Here is a 16823-nt window from a genome sequence, read left to right as displayed (position 1 = left end):
TCGGCCGGACCCCCGTGGTCCGCCTGCATCGCATCGCCCCGCCCCACGTCGAACTCTACGCCAAGGTGGAGAGCTTCAACCCCGGCGGCTCGGTCAAGGACCGGCTGGCGCTGGCGATCGTCCTCGACGCCGAGGCCCGCGGGCTGATCAAGCCCGGCGACACGATCGTGGAAGCCACTTCCGGCAACACCGGCATCGCGCTCGCCATGGTCTGTGCCGCGCGCGGATACAAGTTCGTCGCCACCATGGTCGAGACCTTCTCGATCGAGCGCCGCAAGCTGATGCGCGCCTACGGCGCCAAGGTCATCCTGACCCCCGCCGCCGAGCGCGGCAGCGGCATGGTCCGCAAGGCCGAGGAACTTGCCGAGAAGCACGGCTGGTTCCTCGCCCGCCAGTTCCAGAACCCCGCCAACCCCGCCTACCACCGCAACACCACCGCCGCCGAGATCCTGCGCGACTTCGCCGGCCGCCGGCTGGATGCCTTCGTGACTGGCTGGGGCACCGGCGGCACCCTCACAGGCGTGGGCCAGGTGCTCAAGGTCGCCCGCCCCGGCATCCGCATCGTCGCGTCGGAGCCGGCCGGCGCGGCCCTGCTGCAGGGCGGCGACTGGGCCCCGCACAAGATCCAGGGCTGGACCCCGGACTTCGTGCCCGAGGTCCTCGACCGCAGCATCGCCGATGCCATCGAGCCGGTCGACGATGTCCTCGCACGTGACACCGCCCGGCGGCTCGCACGGGAAGAGGGCCTGCTGGTCGGCATTTCCGCCGGCGCCACCGTCGCGGCTGCGCTGCGCGTCGCCGAATCCTCGCCCGAAGGGTCGGTGCTGCTGGCGACCCTGCCCGATACCGGCGAGCGCTACCTGTCCACGTTCCTGTTCGAAGGCGTCGAGGACGGCAGCGACGATGCCTGGCTGGAAACGCTCGAACAGCACGCCCCGGCGGTCGCCTGACCGAGGGCCGGACCGATGGCCGGACGGTGACACGCCGCCGGCCATCGAAGCGAGCGAGCGCTCAGGAGCGCCCGTACACGTCGTCGTAGCGGACGATGTCGTCCTCGCCCAGGTAGCTGCCCGACTGCACTTCGATCAGTTCCAGCACCTCGTCGCCGGGGTTCTCCAGGCGATGCCTGGCGCCCAACGGAATGTAGGTGGACTGGTTCGCGTGCAGATCGAACACATCGCGGTCCCGGGTCACGCGCGCCGTCCCGCGCACCACGATCCAGTGCTCGGCGCGCTTTGTATGCGATTGCAGCGACAGCCGCCCGCCCGGGCGCACCTTGATCCGCTTGACCTGGAACCCGTCGCCGACGTCGATGGAGTCGTAACTGCCCCACGGCCGATGCACCTCGCGGTGCAGCACGGCGTGACTGCGCTGGGCCTCTTTCAGCCGCGCCACCACGTCCTTGACCTGCTGCACCCTGTCCTTGCGCGCGACCAGCACCGCGTCGTCGGTCTCCACCACGACCAGATCGTCCACGCCGACCAGCGCCACCAGGCGCCGCGCGTACGCATAGCTGTTGCGCGAATCCACCGCGATCACGTCGCCGTGGTGGGCGTTGCCGTCGGCATCGTGTTCGCTCACCTCCCACAGCGCCGACCACGAGCCCACATCGTTCCAGCCGATGTCGACCGGCAGCACCCTCGCCCGGTCGGTCTTCTCCATCACCGCGTAGTCGATGGAATCGGCCGGCGATGCGGCGAACGCATCGCGCGCCAGGCGCACGAAATCACCGTCCCGACTCGCACCATCCATCGCCTGTCCCACAGCGGCGAGGATGTCCGGGCGGTAACGCCCCAGCTCCTCCAGGTAGCGCGACGCACGGAACAGGAACATGCCGCTGTTCCAGACGTAGTCGCCGCTGTCCACGTAGGCGCGCGCGGTGTCGGCATCGGGCTTCTCCACGAAGCGCAGCACCGGCCGCACGCCCTCGCCCGGTGCCACCTGGATATAGCCGAATCCGGTTTCGGGGGCGCTGGCGCGGATGCCGAAGGTCACCAGCGCGCCGGCCTCGGCCTCGGGCAACGCATCGCGCACGGCCTGCTGGAAGGCGCTTTCGTCGCGGACCACACCACCTGCAACATGCGCTCACCTCGTTCCAGCGTTCGCCCGTGCGATGTCGCCCGGGCCGGTCGCGCAGTTTACCCTTGCGCCACACACCGCTCGCCGACCCGTTCATGACCGACCCACGGAGCCGCCCATGAAGGCGCTGATCTTCGCCGCCGGCCTCGGCGAGCGGATGCGTCCGCTCACCGACACCACGCCCAAGCCGCTGCTGGATGTTGCCGGCAAGCCGCTGATCGTCTGGCACCTGGAGAAGCTCGCCGCACTCGGGGTGACCGACGTCGTGGTCAACACCTCGTGGCTGGCGCGCCGGTTTCCCGCCGATCTCGGGGACGGCGCGCGCTGGGGACTGAACCTGCAGTTCCTGCACGAGGGCGAGACCCCGCTGGAGACCGGCGGCGGCATGTGGAACGCGCTGTCGCGGCTGGGCAATGCGCCCTTCATCGCAATCAACGGCGATGTGTGGAGCGACCTCGACTTCGCCACCCTGCCGACAGCGCCTCCCGGCGATGCCCATCTGGTGCTGGTCGACAATCCGGACCACCACCCGCAGGGCGATTTCGTCCTGGCCGACGACGGCACCGTGCTGGCCGACGGACCGGAGCGCCTGACCTTTGCCGGCATCGGCGTCTACCGCGCCTCGCTGTTCGACGACTGGCCCCGGGTGATCGGCGGCGCGCCGGGCGCGGATGCCGCGCCGCCCCGCTTCCGCCTCGCCCCGTTGCTGCGCGCGGCGATGCGCGAAGGCCAGGTCACCGGCCACCACCACCGCGGCCGTTGGACCGATGTCGGCACCCCGGAGCGCCTGGCCGAGATCGATCACGCCCTGCGTGCGGAAACCGCCTGACGGAGCTCCGCATCCGGACGCGGCCACCAGACCGCATCGCGAAGCGGCGATCCGGCCTTGCCAGGATCCGGTCGGCGTCGGTCCGCTACATCGCAGCCCCGCCGGTTGAAGATGTCTCAGTCGGCGGCGGAGTCCGCGGCCAGCACCTGGCGAAGGAACGGCACGGTGATCCGCCGCTTCGCCGCCAGCGAGGCGCGGTCGATGCGTTCGAGCATGCGGGTCAGGCTGCCGAGGTCGCGGTCCACGCGTCGCAGCAACCATTCGATCGCGGCATCCTCGATCACCAGCCCTCGCCGCTGCGCACGCAGGCGCAACAGTTCGCGCCGCCCGTCGTCGTCGAGCGGCGCCAGCGCGATCACTTCGCACGCGGACAGGCGCGAGCGCAGATCCGGCAAGCCCACGCCGAGCTCGCCCGCCGGTTGCCGCGCGGTGTAGAGCACGCGCCGGCCGGCATCGGCGGCACGATTGTGGAAATGGAACAGGGCAACGTCGTCGTCGTGTCCGCCGACCGCCGCATCGAGGCCGTCGAGCGCGATGAAATCATTGTCGTGCAGCGCATCGAGCGCGCTGTCCAGACGGCCTGCGGCACTGGCCAGCGGCAGGAAGGCACTGCGCAGTCCGCACGCCTCGGCGTGGGCGCACGCGGCCAGCGCCAGATGGGTCTTGCCGGCACCGGCAGGGCCGTGCAGCAGCAATCCGCCACGGCCGGTGCCCGACGACAGCGCGCGCAACTGCGCCAGCGCCCCGTCGGGCGCGCCGACGAAGGTCTCGAACCGCTGATCCGGCGGATAGCGCAGCGCCAGCGGCAGTTGCGCCGCGGCAGGAGGGACTGGGCGACTCACGACGACGTTCCGGCAGATCAGCGCGGGGTCCGGTCCGCGTCGGGGAAGGGCGGCGGCTCGGGCGTGCCGGGCGGCGTGGACGGGGCGGGATCGACGCTCACGGGCACCACGCCTCCGGACGTCCCGGTGTAGAGACGGCTGGCCTGGTAGCGCTCGTGGGCGAAGCGCAGCAGCACGTTCGCCACGGCCGCCACCGGCAAGGCGATCAGCATGCCCACGAAACCGAACAGCTGCCCGCCGGCCAGCACCGCGAAGATGACCGCCACCGGATGCAGGCCGATGCGATCGCCGACCAGACGCGGGGTCAGCACGTAGCTCTCCAGCAGCTGGCCCGCGGTGAACACGACCGTGCCGAGGATCAACAACTGCCAGTCGATACCCTGCGCCTGTACCAGTGCCGCCAGCAGCATCAGGATCGCGCCCACCGTGGCGCCCAGGTACGGCACGAAACTGATCAGACCGGCGACCAGGCCGACCAGGATGCCCAGGCGCAGCCCGATCAATTGCAGGCCGACCGCGTAGAACGCACCCTGCCCCAGCATCACCAGGAACTGTCCGCGCAGGAAGCCACCCAGCGATTCGTCGGATTCCTTCGCCAACCGGGTCACCGTGGCCACGTAGTCGCGCGGAATCAGCGCATGGACGCGGGCGACCAGCGTGTCCCAGTCGCGCAGGAAATAGAACGTCAGGATCGGCACCAGCACCAGGTTGACGATGAGCGCGATCACCGCGAATCCGGATCGCGAGACGTACGAGGCGAACGTCGCGGCGACGCCGCCGGCCTGCTGCCAGTGACCGCGCACGAGTTCGATCAGCCGTTGCGGGTCCAGCCACGAGGCCAGTTCGAAATCGAAGCGTGCCTCGACCCACGGAACCGCGGTTTCCATGATCCAGGCGCGGTAGACCGGCAGCGAATCGATCAGCGTCACCACCTGACGCTCGATCATCGGCACCAGGATCAGCAGCACCAGGACCAGCAGCAGCACCATCAGCAGGAAGACCAGCGACACCGCCACCGTGCGCGACCGCCCAGTGCGCTCGATGCGGTCGGCCAGGGGGTCGCCCAGCCAACCGAGCAACAGGGCCAGCACGAACGGCGTCAGGATCGGCCCCAGCGCGGCGATCAACCACAGGACCGCGAAGGCCACCAGACCCCATTGCAGCCGTTTCAGGAAGGTCGCGATCGCGACATCGGCCCGTTCGCTCATCGTCGTTTACCTGGCCAGGCGGAAGATCGGCACCCCGGTGTCCACCAGGCTTTCCACTTCGACGAGCTGTTCACCGTCGAGCAGCCTGCGGAAGCCGGGCAGGCCCGTCACCAATTCGAGTTCGAACTCGACGCCGTCGGCGGTGGCGCGTACCGGCACCACGCGGCGGACCACCGGCATACGCTGCAGCGTGCCGGACAGGCGGATGAAATCGTCGCTGCTGTTGATGCCGGTGAACAGGATCCGGTACTGGCCAGGCTCGCCGACCGGCTCGACCTTGGCGTAGCGCGCCACCAGTGCGTCGGCGGCGCCGTCGGCACCGGCGCTCATCGCACGGCGGGCGTCGCCATCCTCGCTGCTCCACTCCGACAGCACCCGGCCGTTGTCGACGAAGGTCCAGTCCGCGCGCCAGCCGCTGCCGGCGCGCTGCAGACGGCCGATCAACTGCATCGGCGGCTGGTAGCGTGCCGACAGCCGGGCGATCGCCGCGGTGTCGCCTCGCCAGATCGCGCCGACCGCCGCCTGCTCGGCGGCGCTGCCGCGCGGCAGACCGAGTCGGTAGCCGCGCTGGATCGCGCGCTGGGTGATCGGTCGCACCACGGTGTTCTGGTCCAGCGCCACCAGACGCGGCCCGGAGCCGTCGTCGATCGCCAGCCACAGGACCGGCCGCGGACGCGGCTCCGGCCACACCGGCAGGCCCATCGCCGCGGCGAGCCCCTCGACCGCTTCGCGGTCGAAGCGCGCCACCAGGGTGGTCTGGAAGGTGGGCGCCCCACTGGCGGAAACCCCCTCGTCCTGGCGGTAGTCGTAGCGCTCGACATATTGCGCCGCGCGCCTGAGCTCCTGCGCCACGCCGGGGCGCGACGACACCGAGGCGTCGCCCGAGAGCTTGCCGAGCACCTGCGCCAGCGCCCGGGCCAGCGCGGGATTGCGCGCCGCCTCCGATTGGCTGCCCACGGGCACCTCGGCCTCGTACAGGCTCTGGGCGCGCGCGGTGTCGCCCTCCATGCGCTGCGCCTGCACAGGCGCGGCCAGCAGGAGCGCCAGCAGCAGCCCCGTCATCCAACCTGTCGATCGACCCGCCAACGCCATGTCCTGTCCTTCGCGCCTCGTCACAACGGCGGAATGGTGCCACAAGGTGCCGTATCGCTGTGGCAATGCCGCCACGCGCCGCGCCCGAGCGGCAGATCTCCCGAGTCGGCCGCCGTCGGCTGGTAGAATCGCCGGCCCGCCCGACCTCGGCCCGCTCCCGTGACCTCCACCCCGCTCACCTACCGTGACGCCGGCGTCGATATCGACGCGGGCAATGCCCTCGTCGAACGCATCAAGCCCTTGGTGAAGCGGACCTTCCGCCCCGAAGTCATGGGCGGCCTGGGCGGTTTCGGTGCCCTGTTCGACCTCGCCGGCAAGTACCGCGAACCGGTGCTGGTCTCGGGCACCGACGGCGTGGGCACCAAGCTCAAGCTCGCCCAGCAGCTCGGCCGCCACGACAGCATCGGCATCGACCTGGTCGGCATGTGCGTCAACGACATCCTGGTCCAGGGCGCCGAACCGCTGTTCTTCCTCGACTACTTCGCCACCGGCAAGCTCGACGTCGACACCGCGACCTCGGTCGTCGGCGGCATCGCGCGCGGTTGCGAACTGGCCGGCTGCGCGCTGATCGGCGGCGAGACCGCCGAGATGCCCGACATGTACGCCCCCGGCGAGTACGACCTGGCCGGCTTCACCGTGGGCGCGGTGGAGAAATCCCGCCTGCTGGACGGCTCCGGCGTGCGCGCCGGCGATGTGCTGCTCGGCGTCGCCTCGTCGGGCCCGCACTCCAACGGCTATTCGCTGATCCGCCGGATCTACGACCGTGCAGGACGCCCGGCCGATCTCGACGTGGGCGGCACGTCGCTCATCGATGCCCTGATGGCGCCGACGACGCTCTACGTGAAGACCATCCTGCCGCTGCTGGCCGACGACGCCGGCGTGGACGTGCACGCGATGGCGCACATCACCGGCGGCGGCCTGACCGAGAACATCGTGCGGGTGATCCCCGAGGGCCTGGGGCTGTCGATCGACGCCGGCGCCTGGTCGCTGCCGCCGGTGTTCGACTGGCTCCAACGTGAGGGCGCGGTCGCCCGCGAGGAAATGTGGCGCACCTTCAACTGCGGCATCGGCTTCGTGCTGGTGCTGCCCGGCAGCGCCGTGGCGGCGGTCGAGCGGCATCTCGATGCGCAGGGCCTCGGCCACTGGCGGATCGGCGAGGTCGTGAACGCCGGCGACGGCGAGCGCGTGCGTATCGGCTGAGCGCGGCGTCTTGGCGCCCCCAGCTCTCGAAGGATCGGCGACGGCCGGCGCTCCGGACGGCCGCTCGACGCCCTGCCGGATCGCGGTGCTCGCGTCGGGACGCGGCAGCAACCTCCAGGCCCTGCTCGACGCCATCGCCGGCGGCCGACTGCACGCCACCGTGTGCGGCGTCTTCTCCGATCGCACCGATGCCCCGGCGCTCGCCCGGGCGCGCGCCGCGGGCATTCCCGCGACGGCGCTGTCCCCACGCGCATTCGCGGACCGGGCCGCCTTCGATGCCGCGCTGTTCGAGCGCGTCGACGCCAGCAGGCCCGACCTCATCGTCTGCGCCGGCTACATGCGTCTGCTCGGCGCCGACGTCGTCGCGCCGCGCAGCGCCCGGATGATCAACGTCCATCCGTCGTTGCTGCCTGCCTTCAAGGGTCTGCATACGCACCGACAGGCGCTGGCGGCCGGGGTGACCGAGCATGGGGCGAGCATCCACTTCGTCACCGCCGACCTCGACGGCGGCCCCGTCGCCGCACAGGCTGTCGTCCCCGTCCACGCAGGAGACGACGAAGCCATGCTGGCAGCCCGGGTCCTCGTCCGCGAACACCCGCTACTGGTGGCGACCGTGGAGCTGCTCGCGAGCGGGCGCCTGGCCCTGGAGTGTGACGGTATCGTGTACGACGGAGCGCGCCTGCAGGCGCCCCTTCAGCTGCCAGCCAACAACCGCTTCGCATGATGGCGCCCGCATGAAAACCCTCGTCCTGCTTGCTCTGGCGCTGTCGGCCCTCGGATCGCCCGCCGCGCGCGGGGCGACGCAGGACGCGGCCGCCCCGCCACCGGTCGCACAAACGGCCGTGGCACCGTTCGTGGCGACCTACGAAGCCTGGTACCAGGGCAAGCTTGCAGGCGATGCCAGCATGCGCGTGGAGCAAGTGGACGGGCCGAACTGGCGCGTGTCGCTGGACATCCACGGGCGCCGGGGCTTCGTCGGGCTGGCACGGGTCAACATCGAGCAGAGCACCGATTTCGATGTCTACTACAACCAGTTCCGCCCCCTGCGCCAGGAAACGGTCCGCAGGGCGTTGATGTTCAGTCGCCGGGCGACAGGGGTTTACGACTGGCACGCACGCAGCGCGCAGTGGACGGGCGACATCAGCAAGCGTCGTCGCGACGCGGTGCCGCTCCAGGACGGCGACATGAGCACGCTGCTGATCAACCTCGCGGTGATGCGCGACGCCGAGCCCGGCGCGACGCTGCATTACCGCTTCGTCGACGGCGGCCGGGCGCGCGAGCACGAGTATCGGGTATCGCAGGAACGGGAGATCGTGGAAGTCGGCGATCTGAGCTACAACGCGTTACGCGTTTCACGGGTCGAAAATGACCAGGATGAAATGATCATCTGGATCGCTGAGGGCGTCCCGACGCCTGTGCGTATCCTTCAACTGGACGACGACGGGACCGACACCGTCGATCTGCGCCTGACCGAATACCAGGGAGTGCCATGACCATGAACCGACACCACGCCAATCCCAGCATCCGCCGTACCTGGCAGCGCGTCGCCGCCGGCGCCCTGCTGCTCGCCACCGCCGGCGCGACCTGGGCGATGGACCCGTTCACCGCGCAGTACCGTGCCAACTTCATGGGCATGCAAGCGAACGGCACGATGCAGCTGCAGGCCGCGGGCAACGACCGCTGGACCTACAGCCTCGAGGTCGCCGGCATGGGTGCGCGGATGGCCCAGAGCACGACGTTCGAGCGGCACGGCGACCGCTGGCGGCCGCTGACCAGCACCGACTCGCAGGCCGGCGAGTCCGGCGTGGCCGCGATGCTGGTCAAGCGCAAGACGGTGGAGGCCAAGTACGACTGGAGCGCCAACCAGGCGACCTGGAGCGGCGATGTCGACAGCGATACCGGTGCCGTGCGGCTGCGCGAGGGCGACATGGACGGCATGTTGATGAATCTCGTCCTGGTCCAGGATGTGCAGGCCGGCCGTCCCCTGAACTGCCGGCTCGTCGACGAAGGCCGCGCACGCGAGCAGAACTTCCGCGTCGAGGGCAAGGAGACGATCTCGGTCGCCGGCCAGCAGCGGGAGGCGACCAAGGTGGTGCGCGAGGACGGCAGCCGCCAGATCACCGCGTGGATCGTCGACGACATGCCGGTGCCCGCGCGCATCCTGCAGCGCCGCAACGGCCGCGACCACATCGACCTGCAGTTGCAGTCGATCCAGTGATTCCGACGCTGCAGCAGTTCTGATGAAAAAGGCCGCCCCCGGGCGGCTTTTTTCATGGCCCTTCTCGGAGGGCGCGGGTCAAGCCGATGAGTGCGCAGGCTTCGGTACGGCGTCGCTCTCCCCTGATGTCGCCGAGAAAGCCAACGGTCCCCACCGGGTTCGGCTCACGGTCCGCGCGGCGTGCATGCCGCCATCCGCGCGCATTGACCTTGGCCCTCGCGCGCTCAGTCGATCCGTTGGATGCGCGCGCCGAGGCCGGACAGCTTGCGCTCGATGTGCTCGTAACCGCGGTCGAGGTGATAGATGCGGTTGATCACCGTCTCGCCCTCGGCCACCAGGCCGGCCAGGATCAGCGAGGCCGATGCGCGCAGATCGGTCGCCATCACCGGTGCGCCGCTCAGCCGCTCCACACCACATACGGTCGCACGATGACCGTCGATCTGGATGTCCGCGCCGAGGCGCATCAGTTCGTTGACGTGCATGAAACGGTTTTCGAAGATCCGCTCGTCGATCACACCGGTGCCCTCGGCGATGCAGTTGAGCGCCATGAACTGCGCCTGCATGTCGGTCGGGAAACCCGGATACGGCTCGGTGACCAGATCGACCGCGCGCGGGCGGCGCCCGTCCATGTCGACGGTGATCGCGTCGCCGACCACGTCGACCTTCGCGCCGGCCTCGGCCAGTTTGTCGAGCACCGCCTGCTGCGTATCGGCGCGCGCCGCGGTCGCGGTCACGCGGCCGCCGGTCATCGCGGCGGCGACCAGAAAGGTGCCGGTCTCGATCCGGTCCGGGACCACCGCATGACGGCCGCCCGACAGGCGCTCCACACCCCGGACCACGATCCGCGCACCGCCCTCGCCCTCGATGTCGGCACCCAGCGCGCGCAGGCACTCGGCCAGATCGACGATCTCCGGTTCGCGCGCGGCGTTGTCGATCACCGTGGTGCCCTCGGCCAGCGACGCCGCCATCAGCGCGTTCTCGGTCGCGCCGACGCTGACCACGGGAAACTCGATCCGCCCACCCCGCAGGCGGCGCGCACGCGCCTTGATGTAGCCGTGCTCGACCTCGACTTCGGCGCCGAGCGCCTGCATCGCATGGATGTGCAGGTCCACGGGGCGCGAGCCGATTGCGCAGCCGCCCGGAAGCGAGACCTCGGCGGCGCCGTGTCGCGCCAGCAGCGGCCCCAGCACCAGCACCGAGGCCCGCATCGTGCGCACCAGGTCGTACGGCGCGACGTGCCCGCGCGCGTCGCGCGCATCGATCAGGAAGCGCGCGCCGTCGACATCGTGCTCGATCGAGGCGCCCAGTTCGCGCAACAGCCGCGCGGTCGTCGCCACGTCGTGGAGGTTCGGGACATTGGCGATCTCGACCGGGCCATCGGCCAGCAAGGCGCCGCACAGAATCGGGAGCACGGCGTTCTTGGCGCCGGAAACGGTGACTTCGCCACGAAGCGGCACGCCACCTTGGACGACGATTTTCTGCATGCTGATGATCCGCCAGGGGGGGCTCGACGCGTCGCGCCGCTCCCGTCAGGCGTGCTCCTCCGGGGTCAGGGTGCGCAATGCGAGGGCGTGGATCGCACCGCCCATGAGATCGCCGAGGGTGGCGTAGACCAGCCGGTGCCGGGCCAACGGCAGCTTGCCGCGGAACTGGGCGCTCACCACCAAGGCCTCGAAATGCACGCCGTCGTCGCCCTGGACCTCGACCTGGGCATCGGGCAGGCCCTGCTGGATCAGATTCTGGATCGTAGTGGCATCCAAGATGCGCGGCTCCTGAAGACTCGAGCGGATTAAGGCCGCCTGAGCCGGCGCGCCCGGCGGCGGGCGCCAACGAGCGCTCGTGCCCGCCAACGCATAAAATGAACCGCTTAGCCTAACGGAAAGGGTGCCCCCGAGAAATGGCCGCAGACGACACGCAGTCCGGACACCGCCCCGCCCCCGGCTTCGATTTCGCCGCCAGCGGCCGACGCGTGCTGGAGATCGAGACCCAGGCCCTGGCCGCCATCGGCGCCCGCATCGACGGGGCGTTCTCGCGCGCCTGCGGCCTGATCATGGCCGGCCATGGGCGGGTGGTGTGCACCGGCATGGGCAAATCCGGGCATGTGGCGCGCAAGATCGCCGCGACGCTCGCCTCCACCGGCACGCCGGCCTTCTTCGTCCATCCCGGCGAGGCGGGCCACGGCGATCTCGGCATGATCACCGATGCCGACGTGGTCCTGGCGCTGTCGTACTCGGGCGAATCCGACGAAATCCTGATGCTGTTGCCGGTGCTCAAGCGCCAGGGCAACCCGCTGATCGCGATGACCGGTCGCCATGGGTCCACGCTTGCCCGCGAGGCCGACGTGCATCTGGACGTGGCGGTGCCCGCCGAAGCCTGCCCTCTGGACCTCGCCCCCACCTCCAGCACCACCGCGTCGCTGGCCCTGGGCGACGCGTTGGCGGTCGCCTTGCTGGAGGCCCGCGGCTTCACCGCCGACGATTTCGCCCGCTCGCACCCGGCCGGGGCGCTGGGCCGGCGCCTGCTGCTGCACATCGCCGACGTCATGCACGAAGGCGACGAGGTTCCGCGCGTCGCGGTCGATGCCAGTCTCGGCGACGTGCTGCTGGAAATGAGCCGCAAGCGTCTGGGCATGACCGCCGTCGTCGACGCCGACCAGCGCCTGCTCGGACTGTTCACCGACGGCGACATCCGCCGCACCCTGGCCGACGAGCGCACCGACATCCGTGCCACCAGGATCGCCGACATCATGACCCGTGCGCCCATCACGATCGGTGCCGACGCCCTGGCCGCCGAAGCGGCACGGCTGATGGAGACCCACAAGATCAACGCCCTGCTGGTCGTGGACGGTGAACGCCGGGTGGTCGGCGCGCTCAACATCCACGATCTGCTGCGCGCCCGCGTGGTATAGCTGCTGGCGCGCCCGCCGGCCCCATTCACCTGCTCCTCCCGACGATGCCCGCCTTCGAAGATGCCTGATTACGCCGACGCCTACCCTGCCGACCTGCTCGCCCGCGCCGCGCGGATCCGGCTGGCCTGCTTCGACGTCGACGGCACCCTGACCGACGGTCGCCTGATCTACGACAGCGCCGGCGGCGAGGCCAAGGCGTTCCATGTCCACGACGGCCAGGGGTTGGTGCTGCTCAAGCGCGCCGGCATCGAGGTCGCTCTGGTCACCGCGCGCACCAGCCAGGCGGTGGAACGCAGGGGGGCCGAACTCGGCATCACCGTGCAGACCGGCATCCGCGACAAGCTCGCCAGCGTGCAGGCGCTGTGCGAAGACCTGGACATCGGGCTGGAGGCCGTCGCGTTCATGGGTGACGACCTGCCCGACCTCGCGATCATGCGTGTCGCCGGCCTGGCCGCGGCTCCTGCGAACGCGCACCCCTGGACGGCCCGCCATGCGCACTGGACGGCCCGTGCCGCAGGCGGCGAAGGCGCCGCACGCGAATGCTGCGACCTGCTGCTGGTGGCACAGAACCGTGTCGACCTGATCCCGGGGGACGGCCAGTGAACTGGAAGGTCTGGCTCACCATCGTGCTGAGCGTGGCGGCCATCGTCACCGGCTGGTCCGCCTGGCTGCAGCGTGCGGATCCGGTCGCGGTGACGACCGGTCCTGTGCGCTCGGATTACGTGCTGCGTGACTTCGAGATGACCGCGCTCAACCAGGAGGGCCAGGAGTCCTTCACCCTGCGCGCGCCCCTGCTGGAACAGGACCCGAGCGAGCGCACCATCACCATCCAGACGCCGCTGTTCTTCGTGCCCGAGACCGAAGGCGGCCACTGGCAGGCCCGATCGAAGCTGGGCTGGATCAGCGCCGGGCACGACGAGCTGCGCCTGGAAGGCGATGTCCGCATGACCAGCCCCGAAGAAGGCGGTCGGGACATCGCCCTGGCCACCGAGCGGATGACCATCCTGCCCGAGACCAACCAGGCCCGCAGCGACGAGTTCGTGACCGTCCAGCAACCCGGCTCTAGAATCGAGGGTCGCGGCATGGAGGTCGACCTGGCCGACCAGCGCTACACGTTCCTTTCCGAGGTGAAACAACGCTATGAACCCAGGCGCCGCTAGCGTGGCGCTGGCGCTGGCCCTGCTGCTCCCGTTGAGCGCACAGGCCCGCCAGTCCGACCGCAACCAGCCGATGGACATCGATGCCGGCCGACAGGAGGGCTCGCTCGACCAGCGCGCGCCCACGGTGCTGTCCGAAGGCGTCGTCATCACCCAGGGCACCCTGCACATCGAGGCGGACCGCGCCGAGATCCACCTGCGCGACGGCGACATCGACCGCGCCGTGCTCACCGGCAACCTCGTGCGGATGCGCCAGGAGATGGACGACGGTTCGCCGATGAACGCGCGCGCGCGCAACGTCGACTACAACCTGTCCAACGACACCATCATCCTGACCGGCGACGCCCACCTCGAGCAGCCCCGCGGCACCATGGCCGGGCAGCGCATCGTCTACAACATGGCCACCGGCCACGTGGAAAGCGGCGGCCAGGACGCCGGCCGGGTGCAGATGCGGATCAATCCGCGCCAGCAAGGCGGCAACTGATGCTCGTCGCCGAGGGCTTGCGCAAGAAATACAAACAGCGCGGGGTCGTCCGCGAGTTCGGCCTGACCCTGGACGCGGGCGAGGTGGTCGGCCTGCTCGGCCCCAACGGCGCCGGCAAGACCACCTGCTTCTACATGATCGTGGGCCTGGTGCCGGCCGACGCCGGCAGGATCGTGCTCGACGGCCAGGACATCACCGGCGAGCCGATGTACCGCCGCGCCCGGCTGGGCGTGGGCTACCTGCCGCAGGAACCGTCTGTGTTCCGCAAGCTCAGCGTGGCCGACAACATCCGCCTGGTGCTTGAACTGCGAGAAGGTCTGGACCGCAAGGGCCGCGAGCAGGAACTGGCGTCGCTGATGGAGGAGTTGCAGATCACCCACGTCGCCGACCAGCTGGGCGCCAGCCTGTCCGGCGGCGAGCGCCGTCGCGTGGAGATCGCCCGCGCGCTGGCGGCGCGCCCGCGCCTGATGCTGCTCGACGAACCCTTCGCCGGCGTAGACCCGATCTCGGTCGGCGAGATCCAGCGGATCATCAGCCATCTCAAGAATCGTGGGATCGGCGTCCTGATTACCGATCACAACGTCCGCGAAACCTTGGGCATCTGCGACCGGGCGTATATCCTCGCCGAGGGTGGTGTGTTGGCGCAGGGGGCGCCGGATGCGCTGCTGGAGAATCCCGACGTACGCCGGGTCTATCTGGGGGATGCGTTCCGTCTGTAGGCCGGCCACGTCGTTCATGACCTCGTAGGGGATCGATGAAGGCACGCCTGCAGACATCGCTGGGACAACAGCTGGTCCTGACGCCGCAACTGCGTCAGGCCCTTCACCTGTTGCAGCTGTCGTCGCTCGAGCTGGATGCCGAGATCAGCGCCGCGGTGGAGAGCAATCCGCTGCTGGACTGGCAGGGCGAAGACGATCTCCAACTACTGCGCACGCCCACGCGTGCCGATGCGGAGCAGGCGTCCGCCGAGCGTGTGGCGACCGACGAACGCCGTGCCGATGACGGATCCGATCACTGGGACGCACCGGGGCCCGACGAGCGCTGGCACGGCAGCGGCAGCGGTGCAGGCACCGGCGACGACGACTACGATCCGGCCGACCGCATGGTGCGCACGGAAAGCCTGCGCGAGCATCTCGCCTGGCAGCTCGGACTGATCAACCTGTCGCCGCGCGACCGGCACATCGGCGAGGCGCTGGTCGATGCGATCGACGACGACGGCTACCTGCGCGCGTCCTTCGACGACATCGCCGCCGCACTGCCCGGCCCGCCCGCGCAGTGGGAACACGACGAAATCCTCGCGGTCCTGCGCCAGATCCAGATGCTCGACCCGGTCGGCGTGGGCGCACGCGACCTGCGCGAATGCCTCGAAGTGCAGCTGCTGGCCCTGCCCGAGGACGCGCCGGGCCGCACGCTCGCGTTGCGCATCGCCGCCGAGCTGATCGAATCCCTGCCCCGGCTGGGCGCCCGCGGCCTGGCGGACGCCCTGGCCTCCACCCAGGCCGATGCCGAAACCGCGTTGCATCTGCTTCGCTCGCTCGATCCCCGACCCGGCGCCCAGATCGGCGGTGTCGACAGCGACGCGTACGTGGCCCCGGATTGTGCGGTCGAACGCCGCAACGGTGTGTGGAAGGTGCGCCTGATCGGCGGCCCGCACTCGCGCCTGACCATTCACCGCGGCTACGAGCGCATGATCCAGCACGCCAGCGAAGCCGACGCCGGCTACCTCCGCGGCCGCCTGCAGGAGGCCCGCTGGCTGCTGCGCAACGTCGAGGCGCGCGGGGAGACCCTGCTCAAAGTCATGCGCTGCCTGATCCGGCAGCAATCCGGGTTCCTGGAGTTCGGCCCGCAGGCGCTGCGCCCGCTGACGCTGCGCGAAGTCGCCGCCGACATCGGCATGCACGAATCCACCGTGTCGCGCGCCATCGCGCGCAAGTACGTCCACACGCCCCGCGGCACCCTGCCCCTGCGTGCGTTCTTCGCCTCGGGAGTCGGCACCGATACCGGCGGCCAGGCCTCGAGCACCGCGATCCAGCAGATGATCCGGCGCCTGGTGGATGCCGAGAATCCTCGCAAGCCGCTGTCGGACGCCCGCCTGGCCGACGAACTCAAGGCCGCCGGCGTGCCGGTGGCGCGGCGGACCGTCGCCAAGTACCGCGAAGCGCTCAACATCCCGTCCTCGCACGACCGCGTGCGTCTGGGCTGACGCCCACGCGCCGGCACGCGGTCGGCCCGGTACTGGGGCCTCGGCCCGCTGTCGAACCGCACCGAGGCCCGACCGGAACAGCGCTGGAGCGCGTCTGGACTGCTGCGGACCGACCTGGCGTCGGCCGGGACCGAGGCGCGGAACCTTCCCCCCGGCATCGATGTCGCACCTCCTGCCCGGGCCGTCGACGGCGCCGCCGCCGGTTAACCTCTTTTCAACCACACCGGCGGCATTCCGGGCCATGCTGTTCCCGTCCGACACAGGAGGCTCAACCGATGCGTATCGAGATCCACGGCCACCAGATCGACGTCACGCCCGCGCTGCGCGACTACGTCGAAACCAAGATGGAACGTCTCGCCCGGCACTTCGAACGTCCCTGCGAGTTGCGCGTCCAGTTGGGCCTCGAGAAGCCGCAGCACAAGGCCGAAGCCACGGTGATCATTTCCGGCCGCAGCCTGCACGCCGATGCCCTCGCCGTGGACATGTACGCCGCCATCGACCTGCTGGCCGACAAGATCGATCGCTTGCTGGTCAAGCAGAAGAGCAAGATGGTGGATCACCATCGCGGAGAGAGCCCGGCGCGCAGCGAAAGTTTCGGTTGAC

General features: G+C 70.1%; 18 protein-coding genes and 1 pseudogene. 13 read left to right on the top strand and 6 right to left on the bottom strand.

What is annotated here, in order from left to right; all coding sequences use genetic code 11:
- Positions 1-14: 14 nt before the first annotated feature.
- Positions 15-950 carry a cysteine synthase A gene (cysK, locus tag RG19_RS03750; RefSeq protein ID WP_425599718.1) on the top strand — a complete coding sequence of 312 codons (936 nt, stop codon included), beginning with the start codon at positions 15-17 and terminating at the stop codon, positions 948-950.
- A gap of 61 nt (positions 951-1011) precedes the next feature.
- Here the strand turns inward: cysK and RG19_RS03745 are convergent.
- Positions 1012-2067: pseudogene (locus RG19_RS03745) on the bottom strand (mannose-1-phosphate guanylyltransferase/mannose-6-phosphate isomerase); the annotation flags it as partial.
- A 130-nt stretch (positions 2068-2197) separates the two neighbouring features.
- On the opposite strand from RG19_RS03745, the gene murU reads away from it, so the two are divergent.
- On the top strand, positions 2198-2908 hold the full coding sequence (gene murU, locus RG19_RS03740) for an N-acetylmuramate alpha-1-phosphate uridylyltransferase MurU (protein ID WP_058834098.1): 711 nt from the start codon (positions 2198-2200) through the stop codon (positions 2906-2908).
- Between the two features lie 116 nt (positions 2909-3024).
- Here the strand turns inward: murU and hda are convergent, their stop codons facing one another.
- From hda to RG19_RS03725, 3 genes are read right to left on the bottom strand one after another with little or no spacing between them, the layout of a single operon-like run.
- Positions 3025-3750, bottom strand: a complete 726-nt coding sequence (gene hda / locus RG19_RS03735) for a DnaA regulatory inactivator Hda (RefSeq protein WP_058834097.1) — start codon at positions 3748-3750, stop codon at positions 3025-3027.
- Positions 3751-3767: 17 nt separating this feature from the next.
- Positions 3768-4958 (bottom strand): AI-2E family transporter, encoded by a 1191-nt coding sequence (locus RG19_RS03730; RefSeq protein ID WP_058834096.1) that lies wholly within the window; start codon positions 4956-4958, stop codon positions 3768-3770.
- Positions 4959-4964: 6 nt separating this feature from the next.
- Complete coding sequence (locus tag RG19_RS03725; protein ID WP_058834095.1) at positions 4965-6020, bottom strand: DUF2066 domain-containing protein; 1056 nt, start codon at positions 6018-6020, stop codon at positions 4965-4967.
- Positions 6021-6209: 189 nt separating this feature from the next.
- Between RG19_RS03725 and purM the strand changes: the two genes are divergently transcribed.
- Genes purM through RG19_RS03705 form a run of 4 tightly spaced genes read left to right on the top strand, consistent with a single transcriptional unit; the run spans position 6210 to position 9468 of the window.
- Positions 6210-7250 (top strand): phosphoribosylformylglycinamidine cyclo-ligase, encoded by a 1041-nt coding sequence (purM, locus tag RG19_RS03720; RefSeq protein WP_058834094.1) that lies wholly within the window; start codon positions 6210-6212, stop codon positions 7248-7250.
- Between the two features lie 10 nt (positions 7251-7260).
- The gene (gene purN, locus RG19_RS03715) at positions 7261-7974 is read left to right on the top strand and encodes a phosphoribosylglycinamide formyltransferase (protein WP_082672452.1); all 714 of its coding nucleotides are present in this window, start codon (positions 7261-7263) and stop codon (positions 7972-7974) included.
- 10 nt (positions 7975-7984) lie between these two features.
- A complete protein-coding gene (locus RG19_RS03710) occupies positions 7985-8743 on the top strand; it encodes a DUF3108 domain-containing protein (RefSeq protein WP_058834092.1) in 759 nt (252 codons plus the stop codon).
- A gap of 2 nt (positions 8744-8745) precedes the next feature.
- A complete protein-coding gene (locus RG19_RS03705) occupies positions 8746-9468 on the top strand; it encodes a DUF3108 domain-containing protein (protein ID WP_058834091.1) in 723 nt (240 codons plus the stop codon).
- Positions 9469-9692: 224 nt separating this feature from the next.
- Here the strand turns inward: RG19_RS03705 and murA are convergent, their stop codons facing one another.
- A complete protein-coding gene (murA, locus tag RG19_RS03700; RefSeq protein WP_058834090.1) occupies positions 9693-10952 on the bottom strand; it encodes a UDP-N-acetylglucosamine 1-carboxyvinyltransferase in 1260 nt (419 codons plus the stop codon).
- A 45-nt stretch (positions 10953-10997) separates the two neighbouring features.
- Positions 10998-11228, bottom strand: a complete 231-nt coding sequence (locus RG19_RS03695) for a BolA family protein (protein ID WP_058834089.1) — start codon at positions 11226-11228, stop codon at positions 10998-11000.
- Positions 11229-11365: 137 nt separating this feature from the next.
- Between RG19_RS03695 and RG19_RS03690 the strand changes: the two genes are divergently transcribed.
- The 7 genes from RG19_RS03690 to hpf all read left to right on the top strand — a co-directional run bounded on the left by RG19_RS03690 (position 11366) and on the right by hpf (position 16822).
- Positions 11366-12376, top strand: coding sequence for a KpsF/GutQ family sugar-phosphate isomerase (locus RG19_RS03690; protein WP_058834088.1), 1011 nt, complete (start codon positions 11366-11368; stop codon positions 12374-12376).
- A gap of 60 nt (positions 12377-12436) precedes the next feature.
- Positions 12437-12979 carry a KdsC family phosphatase gene (locus RG19_RS03685; RefSeq protein WP_058834087.1) on the top strand — a complete coding sequence of 181 codons (543 nt, stop codon included), beginning with the start codon at positions 12437-12439 and terminating at the stop codon, positions 12977-12979.
- Positions 12976-13536, top strand: coding sequence for an LPS export ABC transporter periplasmic protein LptC (gene lptC, locus RG19_RS03680; protein WP_058834086.1), 561 nt, complete (start codon positions 12976-12978; stop codon positions 13534-13536). The genes RG19_RS03685 and lptC overlap by 4 nt, the downstream gene beginning before the upstream one ends.
- Positions 13517-14017, top strand: coding sequence for a lipopolysaccharide transport periplasmic protein LptA (lptA, locus tag RG19_RS03675; RefSeq protein ID WP_058834085.1), 501 nt, complete (start codon positions 13517-13519; stop codon positions 14015-14017). Before lptC ends, lptA begins: the two co-directional genes overlap by 20 nt.
- On the top strand, positions 14017-14736 hold the full coding sequence (lptB, locus tag RG19_RS03670; RefSeq protein WP_058834084.1) for an LPS export ABC transporter ATP-binding protein: 720 nt from the start codon (positions 14017-14019) through the stop codon (positions 14734-14736). Before lptA ends, lptB begins: the two co-directional genes overlap by 1 nt.
- A gap of 35 nt (positions 14737-14771) precedes the next feature.
- Positions 14772-16220, top strand: coding sequence for an RNA polymerase factor sigma-54 (locus tag RG19_RS03665; RefSeq protein WP_058834083.1), 1449 nt, complete (start codon positions 14772-14774; stop codon positions 16218-16220).
- A 275-nt stretch (positions 16221-16495) separates the two neighbouring features.
- Complete coding sequence (gene hpf, locus RG19_RS03660) at positions 16496-16822, top strand: ribosome hibernation-promoting factor, HPF/YfiA family (protein WP_058834082.1); 327 nt, start codon at positions 16496-16498, stop codon at positions 16820-16822.
- The last annotated feature ends 1 nt before the right edge of the window (position 16823 follow it).

The sequence above is a fragment of the Luteimonas abyssi genome, from assembly GCF_001482195.1.
GTDB lineage: Bacteria > Pseudomonadota > Gammaproteobacteria > Xanthomonadales > Xanthomonadaceae > Luteimonas > Luteimonas abyssi.
Note: the sequence above shows the minus strand (reverse complement) of the source record. Positions and strands in the feature narration are given on the sequence as shown.